Source organism: Falsigemmobacter faecalis, assembly GCF_003863335.1.
GTDB lineage: Bacteria > Pseudomonadota > Alphaproteobacteria > Rhodobacterales > Rhodobacteraceae > Wagnerdoeblera > Wagnerdoeblera faecalis.
The window spans coordinates 1-9,949 of record NZ_RRAZ01000060.1; the positions used below are offsets into that span (position 1 = coordinate 1).

At 64.2% G+C, this 9,949-nt stretch carries 8 protein-coding genes and 1 pseudogene; 8 read left to right on the plus strand and 1 reads right to left on the minus strand.

Features of this window, described 5'->3' with window-relative positions:
- From EG244_RS20575 to EG244_RS19540, 8 genes and pseudogenes are all read left to right on the plus strand, one after another.
- A pseudogene (locus tag EG244_RS20575) lies at positions 1–261 on the plus strand (hypothetical protein); the annotation flags it as partial.
- A 298-nt stretch (positions 262–559) separates the two neighbouring features.
- Positions 560–1,465: a 5-bromo-4-chloroindolyl phosphate hydrolysis family protein gene (locus EG244_RS19510; protein ID WP_124966827.1), complete on the plus strand. Its 906-nt coding sequence runs from the start codon at positions 560–562 to the stop codon at positions 1,463–1,465.
- Between the two features lie 44 nt (positions 1,466–1,509).
- Positions 1,510–2,685, plus strand: coding sequence for a toxic anion resistance protein (locus EG244_RS19515; protein WP_124966828.1), 1,176 nt, complete (start codon positions 1,510–1,512; stop codon positions 2,683–2,685).
- A gap of 1 nt (position 2,686) precedes the next feature.
- Positions 2,687–3,652 (plus strand): DUF2927 domain-containing protein, encoded by a 966-nt coding sequence (locus EG244_RS19520; protein ID WP_124966829.1) that lies wholly within the window; start codon positions 2,687–2,689, stop codon positions 3,650–3,652.
- A gap of 85 nt (positions 3,653–3,737) precedes the next feature.
- The gene (locus EG244_RS19525; protein WP_124966830.1) at positions 3,738–4,865 is read left to right on the plus strand and encodes an SPFH domain-containing protein; all 1,128 of its coding nucleotides are present in this window, start codon (positions 3,738–3,740) and stop codon (positions 4,863–4,865) included.
- Between the two features lie 25 nt (positions 4,866–4,890).
- On the plus strand, positions 4,891–5,997 hold the full coding sequence (locus tag EG244_RS19530; RefSeq protein ID WP_124966831.1) for a primosomal protein N' (replication factor Y) - superfamily II helicase: 1,107 nt from the start codon (positions 4,891–4,893) through the stop codon (positions 5,995–5,997).
- A gap of 78 nt (positions 5,998–6,075) precedes the next feature.
- On the plus strand, positions 6,076–7,308 hold the full coding sequence (locus EG244_RS19535; RefSeq protein ID WP_124966832.1) for a putative DNA modification/repair radical SAM protein: 1,233 nt from the start codon (positions 6,076–6,078) through the stop codon (positions 7,306–7,308).
- On the plus strand, positions 7,305–8,747 hold the full coding sequence (locus EG244_RS19540; RefSeq protein WP_124966833.1) for a UdgX family uracil-DNA binding protein: 1,443 nt from the start codon (positions 7,305–7,307) through the stop codon (positions 8,745–8,747). The genes EG244_RS19535 and EG244_RS19540 overlap by 4 nt, the downstream gene beginning before the upstream one ends.
- Here EG244_RS19540 and EG244_RS19545 read toward each other — a convergent pair.
- Positions 8,729–9,652, minus strand: a complete 924-nt coding sequence (locus EG244_RS19545) for an MBL fold metallo-hydrolase (protein ID WP_124966834.1) — start codon at positions 9,650–9,652, stop codon at positions 8,729–8,731. The two genes, EG244_RS19540 and EG244_RS19545, sit on opposite strands and share 19 nt — an antisense overlap.
- Positions 9,653–9,949: the final 297 nt, after the last annotated feature.

Here is a 9,949-nt window from a genome sequence, read left to right on the forward strand (position 1 = left end):
GACGGTGATGAGCGTCGTCCCTCGGGGAACTTCAAGGCGCGGGAAGACGGTCCGGCGCGCGGTGGGTTCTCGCGGGGTGGCGCAAAGGGTGATGCCCCTAAGACCTTCCGCAGCCGCGAGGATGCGGCACCGCGGGGCGGCTTTGGCAAGGCGCCCGGTCGCGATGGGGCGGGCCCGAAAGCGCCCTTCGGGCGTGGTCCGAAACCCGGCCCGAAACCTGGCGCACGTCCGGGCACCAAAGGCCCGCGCAGCCGGGGCTGAGACGGCCTGACATTGCCAGAGCGGCCCCCCTGCGGATGCGCAGGGGGGCCGCCTGCATTTCAAAGAACTTCTGCGCGGCTTGGGAACCCTTTGAAATCGGTGCGCGTTTCTCTCCGGCAGGGGACCGCCAAAAAGCGGGCGGCTTGCCTTGTTTAGCTGGATCGGAACCGGGGCCTGCCCTATAGTTTTGGTGAAATCAGACCGGATCGGTGAAAATGGGTCAGACTGGGATCAAACGCACGGCCTTTGCCCTTTGGGCCATGCTGATGCTTTACGCAGCCTTCACGGGAACCGGCGCATGAGCCAGCGTTTTGGTGGCAAATTCAGCCCGCAGCCGCAAAGCGCCCCGGGCGCACAGGGCCGTCCCCTGCAGACAGCGCGTCCTTCGCGGCTGGGGGCGCGGGTGAATATGCTCTTTGTCTTCCCCTTTGCGCTGCCGCTGGTGGCCTTTTCGCAGGGGCCAACGGGGCTTGCGGCGGATCTGCTGGCCTTTGGCATCCTGATGCTTTCGGCCTGGCTGACGCGCGAGGGCGAAAAGGCCCATGAGGCGTGGGAAAGCCGCGCCATCGCGCGCCGCCCGGCCTTTCCGCGCAAGATCTTTGGCTCGCTGCTGAGCGGGATCGGGATTGGCCTTGCGGCCTGGGCCCCGGGCGCTGAGGCGATTGGCCCCGGCGCTCTGGGCCTGCTCGGGGCGGCGCTGCACTTCATCTCTTTTGGCGCAGATCCTATGCGCGACAAGGGGATGGAGGGCGTGGACGCCTTTCAGACCGAGCGTGTGGCCACGGCTGTGGCCGAGGCGGAAAAGCATCTCATCGCCCTGCGCGAGAGTGCCCGTCCGGTGGCCGACCGCGCCCTGATGGATCAGATCGACCGCTTTTCGACCACCGCACGGACGATGTTTCGCACGCTGGAAAATGACCCGCGCGATCTGAGTGCGGCGCGGCGCTATCTCTCGGTCTATCTTGAGGGGGCCAGAGAGGCCACTGCGCGCTTTGCCCAGATCTATGCCACCACCCGCGATCCCAAAGCGCGGACCGATTACGCGGATCTTCTGAGCGATCTTGATACCCGCTTTGCGCAGCGCACCGATGTTCTTCTCTCCAATGACCGCACGCGGATGGATGTGGAGATTGAGGTGCTGCGCGAACGTCTGGCCCTGGATGCGCCGCGCACTGCGGCACAGACAGACCCCGCCAATCCTTAATCCTGCCCGATGTCCTGCCCCGGAATTTCACCGAAAGGCCTGTTATGACACCCCTTGACCCGAAAGCCACCGCACAGATCAGCGCTGAACTGGATCAGCTGACGGCCAAGGCGCTGCCTGAAGTGCAGAACAGCCTTGTGACGCTGGAAGCGGCTCCGGCCCCTCTGGCGGAAGAGATCCGGTCGCGGATGGCGGAACTCGATATCGGCTCGACGCAGTCGATCATCGGCTTTGGCTCCCGGGCGCAGGCAGAACTCCAGGTCATCAGCCAGGAGATGCTGCAGGACGTCAAAAACAAAGACGTGGGTCCGGCAGGTGATGCGCTGGCCTCGATGGTCTCCTCGATCCGGGGCTTTTCGGTCTCGGAACTCGATGTGCGCCGCAAGCAGTCCTGGTGGGAAAAACTGCTGGGCCGCGCCGCACCTTTTGCGAAATTTGTCGCCCGCTTTGAGGATGTTCAGGGCCAGATCGACAAGATCACCAATGAGCTGCTGGGCCATGAGCATAAGCTGCTGAAAGACGTCAAAGCGCTTGATAAGCTTTATGAAAAGACCCTCGATTTCTATCATGAGCTGGCGCTTTACATTGCCGCCGGTGAAGCCAAACTGAAAGAGCTGGACGCCACCACCATTCCCGCCGCCGTCGCCGCGATGGAGGCTGCGCCCGAAAACGATCAGATGCTGAAAGCGCAGGAACTGCGCGATCTGCGCGCCGCGCGCGACGATCTGGAGCGTCGGGTCCATGACCTGAAGCTGACCCGTCAGGTCACCATGCAGAGCCTGCCCTCGATCCGGCTGGTGCAGGAAAACGACAAATCGCTGGTCACCAAGATCAACTCGACCCTGGTGAACACCGTGCCGCTGTGGGAAACCCAGCTGGCGCAGGCCGTCACCATCCAGCGCTCGCGCGAGGCGGCAGAGGCCATTCGCGGCGCCAATGATCTGACCAATGAGCTGCTGACCTCCAACGCGAAGAACCTCCAGGATGCCAACCGCGTTGTCCGCACCGAGATGGAGCGCGGCGTCTTTGACATTGAGGCCGTGCGCGAAGCCAATGCGACCCTGATCGCGACGATCCAGGAAAGCCTGGCCATCGCCGATGAAGGCAAAAAGCGCCGCGCTTCGGCTGAGGAGGAACTGGTGAAGATGGAAGCGGAACTGCGCGAGACCCTCGCCTCGTCCAAAGCGCGCGCGCCGGAAGCCGGGGCCGGAAGGGGCTGAAATGAGCGATGACGGTGGTGCGGCAAAGCGGGTTCGCCTTGCTGCATCTTTTCTGAGCCTGACTGCACTGATCGCCTGCGGGTTGCAAAGCCCGCAGGTCTCGCCGCTGCGGCCCAGCCCCCGGCCAGAGGCGGTCATCCCCGCCCTGCCGCAGGAGCCGTCGCGCGAATCAAAAGCCGTGGCCCGGCATTTTGCTGCCGTTGAGGCGGATCTTCTCAGCCGTGGGCTGCTGCGCCGCGACGGCGGCGGCGCGGATACGCCCTTTGGCCCGCGTCAGATCGCTGAGAATTTCACCCGCATCGCGCTTTATGATGAATACGCGCCCGGTGCGGGCGTGCTGGTGGCCCGTGAGACGCCCTCCAAGCTGCGACGCTGGCAGGCCCCGGTGCGGATCGGTCTGCGCTTTGGCCCCTCGGTGAGTGAGGCGGCCCGCAGCCATGACCGCGCGGTGATTGCGGCCTATGCGCAGCGGCTCTCAAAAGTCACCGGCCATTCGGTGCGGCTGAGCGATCAAAGCCCGAATTTCTGGCTTTATGTCGTCTCCGAAGATGAGCGCCCCGGCATGGGTCCGGACTGGGCGAAGCTTTTCCCCGGGCTTGATCCCGGAGAGCTGCGCGCCGCAACAGAGATGCCGCTTTCCACCTTCTGTCTGGTCATGGCGATCTCGGCAGGGACGAGCCCGGTCTATACCCAGGCTCTGGCCGTGGTGCGGGCAGAGATGCCCGATCTGATGCGGTTGGCCTGTTATCACGAGGAACTGGCCCAGGGGCTGGGGCTTGCGAATGACTATGCCCGCGCGCGTCCGTCGATCTTTAACGATGACGAAGAATTTGCCACCCTCACCCCTCTGGATGAGACGCTGCTGTCGCTGCTCTATGACAGAAGACTGCGTCCGGGGATGCGGGAAGCTGAGGTCAGCCCGCTGTTGCCGGCGCTGATTGCAGAACGTCTGCCGGGGGGCAGCTGAGCGGGGCCTTTGGGCCCTGCCCCCGTACCCCGGCGTATTTGAACAAGGGCAAGCGCAGGCCGCGCGGACCGAGAGGAGTGGTGAGATGGTGTTCTCTTTTCTGAAAGGGCAGTTCATTGATGTCATCCATTGGGTGGATGACACGCGTGACACCATGGTCTGGCGGTTTGAGCGCTATGACCATGCCATCATGTATGGCGCCAAGCTGACGGTGCGCGAAGGTCAGGCGGCGGTCTTTGTGCATGAAGGCCAGATCGCCGATGTCTTTGGTCCGGGGCTTTACCAGCTTGAGACCAACAACATGCCGATCATGACGGCGCTGCAGCACTGGGATCACGGCTTTAAATCGCCGTTCAAATCCGAGATCTATTTCGTCAATACGACCCGCTTCACGGGCCAGAAATGGGGCACCCGCAACCCGCTGATGCTGCGCGATCCGGAGTTCGGCCCGCTGCGTCTGCGCGCCTTCGGGGCCTATTCGCTGCGCGTGATTGATCCCGCGAAATTCATGCAGGAGATCGTCGGCACCGACGGCGAATTCACCACCGAAGAGATCACCGTGCATATCCGCGATGTGATCGTGCAGGAATTCACCCGCGCGGTCGCCTCCTCCGGGATCCCGGCGCTGGATATGGCGGCGAACCTTGGCGATCTGTCGAAGCTCGTCAAAGAGGCCATGGAGCCTTCGGTATCCCAATACGGCCTCGAACTGCCGGACTTCATCATCGAAAACATCTCGCTGCCCGAAGCGGTGGAGAAGGTGCTCGACCAGCGCACCTCGATGGGGATCGTGGGAGATCTGTCGAAATACGCCCAGTTCTCCGCCGCCGAGGCGATGAGCAAAGCCGCCACCACCCCCGGCTCGGGCATGGGAGAAGCCATGGGCGCGGGCATGGGGGCTGCCATGGGCATGGCCATGGGCGGCGCAATGGCCGCAGGCCCCTGGGGCGCACGTCCGGCTGCGGCCCCCGCTGCGGCTGCGCCGCCGCCGCCCCCGCCGGTGCCGGAAACCGACTGGCATATCGCTGAGGCCGGACAGTCCAAAGGCCCCTTCAACACCGAAGGCCTGAAAGCCCTGATGGCCGAGGGCCGCTTTGGCCGCACCACCCAGGTCTGGAGCCCCGGCATGGAGGGCTGGAAGCCCGCCGGAGAGGTGCCTGCCCTGAGCAGCCTGCTGTCGCGCCTGCCGCCGCCGCCGCCGCCCGCCAGCTGATCCGGGTGACAGGGAGAGTGACCCGATGAAGTCGGAAAATTCCCGCTGGCCCTGCCCGGCCTGCGGCGCCGCGATGACCTATAACCCCGCAGCCAGCCAGCTGGTCTGCGGGCATTGCGGCCATACCGAAACCCTGGAGGCCCCGCCCGAGGCGGACCGCCGCCAGGCCATGGTCGAGCACCCGCTGCTGCCCGCGCTGAACGGGCGGCTTCCGGGTGCGGCCATGGAAGAGGTGCAGATCTCGAAATGTCCGGGCTGCGGCGCGGATCTGGAACTGGAGGGGCTGGTCTCGGCCACCACCTGCCCCTTCTGCGCCACCCCCGTGATGCCGGGCGGCCCGCCGCAGCGGCTGATCCGGCCCCAGGCCGTCGTCCCCTTCCGCATCCCCGAGCGCGATGCCCGTGAGCGGATGGCGAAATGGCTCGGCAGCCTGTGGTTTGCCCCCAATGGTCTGACGCAGTTTGCCCGCAAGGGGCGGCTGCTGACCGGGATCTATGTGCCGTTCTGGACCTTCGATTCCGATACGCAGTCGCGCTATTCCGGGATGCGCGGGGATGCCTATTACGTCACCGAGACGGTCACCGTCATGGTTGACGGCAAGCCCCAGCGCCAGCAGCGGCAGGTGCGCAAGATCCGCTGGAGCCGGGCTTCGGGGCGGGTGGAGCGCTTCTTTGACGATGTGCTGGTGATCGGCTCCAACTCGCTTCCGCGCGAGCATACCGAGGCGCTGGCGCCCTGGGATCTGGGCGGGCTGGAGCCCTTTCGCAAAGACTATCTCTCCGGCTTTCAGGCCGAAGCTTATGGCGTGCAGCTGGACGAAGGCCACGGCCGCGCGCGCGGGATCATGTCAGACCAGATCGCCATGGATGTGCGCCGCGACATCGGCGGCGATGAGCAGCGCATTGAGCGGGTGGATACCGACTGGTCGGACGAGACCTTCAAGCACATCCTGCTGCCGGTCTGGACCGCGGCCTATAAGTACAACGGCAAAAGCTACCGCTATGTCGTCAACGGGCAGACCGGCAAGGTGAAGGGCGAGCGGCCCTGGTCGGTCTGGAAGATCCTCTTTGCGGTGCTGCTGGGGCTGCTGTTCTTTGGCCTTGTGGCCGTGGTCAGCGAAGGCCGTTTCTAAGCCCTCAGTCTCGCGCAGATCGTCACTTCTGCGCGAGATCTGCTTGAGGAACATTCAGAGAACCTTTATTGAACCGCCATGGCACAGCTTACCCTTAAAGAGAAGCTCGCGATTCTCTCGGACGCGGCGAAATATGATGCATCCTGCGCGTCCAGCGGGGGTGAAAAACGTGACTCGCGCAAAGGCGGCATTGGCTCTTCGGGCGGTACGGGGATCTGTCACGCCTATACGCCGGACGGACGCTGCATCTCGCTGCTGAAGATCCTGATGACGAATTTCTGCATCTTTGACTGCGCCTATTGCATCAATCGGGTGTCCTCCAACGTTGAGCGGGCGCGTTTTTCAGTCGAAGAAGTGGTCAGCCTGACGCTGGAGTTTTATCGCCGCAATTACATCGAGGGGCTGTTTCTCTCATCAGGGATCATCAAAAGCCCCGATCAGACCATGGCGGATATGGTCCGCATCGCGCGGACTTTGCGCGAAGAGCATCAGTTTCGCGGCTATATTCACCTCAAAACCATCCCCGATGCCTCGCCCGAGCTGATCAAAGAAGCGGGGCTCTGGGCGGATCGTCTGTCGATCAATGTCGAGCTGCCGCAGGATGAGACCCTGCGCGATCTGGCCCCCGAAAAGCGCCCCGAAACCATTCGCGGTGCCATGGCCCAGGTCCGCCTTGAGCAGGAGGCCGCGGCGGAGAAAACCCACACGGGTCGGCGGGCGGCGAAATTCGCCCCCGCCGGTCAAAGCACCCAGATGATTATCGGTGCGGATGGCGCGGATGATGTGACCATCCTCACGACCTCTACCCGGCTTTACACCGGCTATAAGCTGCGCCGGGTCTATTATTCGGCCTTCAGCCCGATCCCCGATGCCTCCGCCGCCCTGCCCCTGGTGCAGCCACCCCTGCTGCGCGAGCATCGCCTTTATCAGGCCGACTGGCTGCTGCGGTTTTACGGCTTTTCCGCCGAAGAGATCGCCACTGGCACGCAAAAGGGCCACCTCGATCTCGAGATCGACCCCAAGCTGGCCTGGGCGCTGCAACATCGCGGGCTTTTCCCGCTGGATATCAACCGCGCCGCGCGGGATCTGCTGTTGCGGGTGCCGGGCTTTGGCGTGAAGACCGTGGACCGGATCATCGCGGGCCGCCGCAACCGCAGCCTGCGCTATGAGGATCTGTCGCGCATGGGGGCGCTGATGAAAAAGGCGCAGCCCTTCATCACCCTGCCCGGCTGGTCGCCGCGCGGCCTGACGGATGAGGCGAACCTGCGCGCCCGCTTTGCGCCGCCGCCTGAGCAATTGTCGCTGCTGTGAGCTTTGCCGCCCGCCTGCCGCTGAACGACACGGAAGGTCTTTGGCGTGATGCCGCGCGCCGCGCCCTCAGCCATGGCCTGGCCCCCGACCGCATCGACTGGACCGGGGATGGCGGGCTGTTCTCCTCTGGCCCGCTGCCCGATCAGCCGGGGCCGAAAGAGATGCGGGTCACCAGGGCCTTTCTTGATCTGGCAACCCGGGTGCTGCCGCACCGTGACCCGAAGAAATACGACCTTCTTTATCAGGCGCTCTGGCGGATCGACCGGCGGGAGGGCGATCCCACCCTTCAGGCCGATCCGCTGGGGCGGCAGTTGCAGATGATGGCCAAAAACATCGGCCGCGACATCCATAAGATGCATGCCTTCGTGCGGTTTCGCGAACTGCCGCCCGTCAGCAACCGCCGCAACTTCGCCGCCTGGTTTGAGCCGGAGCATTTCATCACCCGCCCCGCCAGCAGTTTTTTCGCCAAACGCTTTGCCGATATGGACTGGCTGATCGCCACCCCGGATGAAACCGCCACCTTTCGCAGCGGGAAGGTCAGTTTTGGTCCCGGCAGCGCGCGGCCCGATCTGCCCGAGGATGCCTCTGAAGCGCTTTGGGCCACCTATTTTGCCAATATTTTCAACCCGGCCCGCATCAAGCTCAATGCCATGCGCTCTGAGATGCCGAAGAAATACTGGAAGAATATGCCCGAAACGGCGCTGATCCCGGATATGCTGGCCGATGCCGAAGCCCGCGTCGCGCGGATGCATGAGGCCGGGGCCAGCCGCCCGCGCGCCGGGGCGGCCACCATTTCCACCCGCTACCGCGCCGCCATGCCAGTCGCGCCTGAGGTGCCGGAAAGCCTTGATGAGGCGCATCAGGCCGCGCTGCACTGCCGCCGCTGCGGGCTTTGTGAGGCGGCCACCCGCACCGTCTTTGGCGAGGGCGATCCCCAGGCGCGGCTGATGGTGGTGGGCGAGCAGCCCGGCGACCAGGAGGATCTGCAGGGCCGGGCTTTTGTCGGTCCCGCTGGCCAGCTTTTGCGCGCCGCCATGGCAGAGGCGGGCGTCAGTCCCGAAAAACTCTGGCTGACCAATGCGGTAAAGCATTTCAAATTCGCGCCGCGCGGCAAACAGCGCCTGCACCAGCCCCCCAACCGCGGCGAGATCGATGCCTGCCGCTGGTGGCTGGGGCTGGAACTGGCCTTTGTGAAACCCCGCCTGACGCTGGCCATGGGCCGCTCTGCGGCCTTTGCGCTGACGGGCGATGATGCGCCGCTGACGGCGCGGCGCGGCTGCATCGAGACCGGCTTACACGAGGGGGAGGTGCTGATCACCTGGCACCCCTCAGCCATCCTGCGCCAGCCCGATCCGCTGCGGGCGGCGCAGATGCGCGCGGAACTGACCGCTGATCTGGCCCGCGCGCTGGCGCTCTCAGATCAGCCCTCCATCAGCTGATAGCTGTGCGGGATAAAGCGAAAGCCCTGCCCCTCCCGCACGACATAGCCAAGGCCCGGGAAGGGCATGTGGTAGCCGATAAAGGGGATCCGGTCGTCCGCGATCAGCCCCAGCACCCGACGGCGGCTTTCCGCAGCCTGAGCTTTATCAAGGTCATAGCGCACCTCCCAATCGGGATTGGGCAGCGAAAAAGCGAAATGATTGGTCAGATCGGCGGTCAGCATCAGACGCCGCCCCTCACTTTCGAGGTGATAGATCATATGTCCGGGGGTATGGCCCGGGGCAAGCATGGCGGTGATCCCCGGCAGGATCTCGGCAGTGTCACCGATGCGGGTAAACTGCGCCTCAAGCGGGCGGATGTGCTTTTCAAAGCCCTCATTTTCAGCCGCCGCCCAATGGGCGAATTCGGTCTCTCCGGTGATATAGCGGGCACTGGGGAAGGTCGGCCCCGCCTCGCCCGACAGCCCGCCGATATGATCGCCATGCATATGGGTGATGACGACGATATCGATCTGATCGGGCGCCACCCCCGCCGCGGCCAGCGCCGCCGTGATGCCCTGCGGCGTGAGGCCGGTGTCAAAAAGCACCAGCTCCCGCCCGGTGTTCACGAGGACCGGGATCATGAAATTGCGCGTCACATCCACCGGCAGAAACGCATCCGCCGCCGCCTTCGCGTGATCCGCCTCTGAGACATTCAGCCCGAAGATTTCAAAGGGCTTTTCCATCATGCGGGAGGCCGCCAGAAGGCTTGTCACCTCAAAGCTGCCCAGGCGAAAGCGCTGAAACGCGGGCAGCTGCCCGCCCTGAAGAGGAAGGGCCGCGGAAGACGCGACAGGAAGCATGCTGGCGGCCACCCCCAGCGCAGCAGTTGAAAGCGCGGCACGGCGCGACAGGGACAGGGTCATGGGCGGGCTCCGGTCTGATGTCTGATCGCGTCAGAGTGGCAGAACCCACCCGGTCTGCCTAATAAAAATTCCGCCGCCGGCATCAAAGCGCTGAGAGCGCCCTGGCCCTTCGGGCGGGGTCATCGGGCCTGCCGGCAGAAGGACGCGGGCCTTTGCCCTGGCCCGCATAAGACGCCGGAAAGAATAACCTGTGGACAGAAATGAAAACCTGATGCTCTTCTAAGGTTATTATTCGTATTTTATGCTGCGGAGAGGCGCTGTTGCACAAATCTATTTGGATTCAGTGTTTTGCCTGAT

Excerpts from the sequence above, each read along its gene's own strand:
- EG244_RS19525 (WP_124966830.1), top strand. The coding sequence starts at position 3,738 with ATGGTGTTCTCTTTTCTGAAAGGGCAGTTCATTGATGTCATCCATTGG.
- EG244_RS19515 (WP_124966828.1), top strand. The coding sequence starts at position 1,510 with ATGACACCCCTTGACCCGAAAGCCACCGCACAGATCAGCGCTGAACTG.
- EG244_RS19530 (WP_124966831.1), top strand. The coding sequence starts at position 4,891 with ATGAAGTCGGAAAATTCCCGCTGGCCCTGCCCGGCCTGCGGCGCCGCG.
- EG244_RS19535 (WP_124966832.1), top strand. The coding sequence starts at position 6,076 with ATGGCACAGCTTACCCTTAAAGAGAAGCTCGCGATTCTCTCGGACGCG.
- EG244_RS19510 (WP_124966827.1), top strand. The coding sequence starts at position 560 with ATGAGCCAGCGTTTTGGTGGCAAATTCAGCCCGCAGCCGCAAAGCGCC.
- EG244_RS19545 (WP_124966834.1), bottom strand. The coding sequence starts at position 9,652 with ATGACCCTGTCCCTGTCGCGCCGTGCCGCGCTTTCAACTGCTGCGCTG.
- EG244_RS19520 (WP_124966829.1), top strand. The coding sequence starts at position 2,687 with ATGAGCGATGACGGTGGTGCGGCAAAGCGGGTTCGCCTTGCTGCATCT.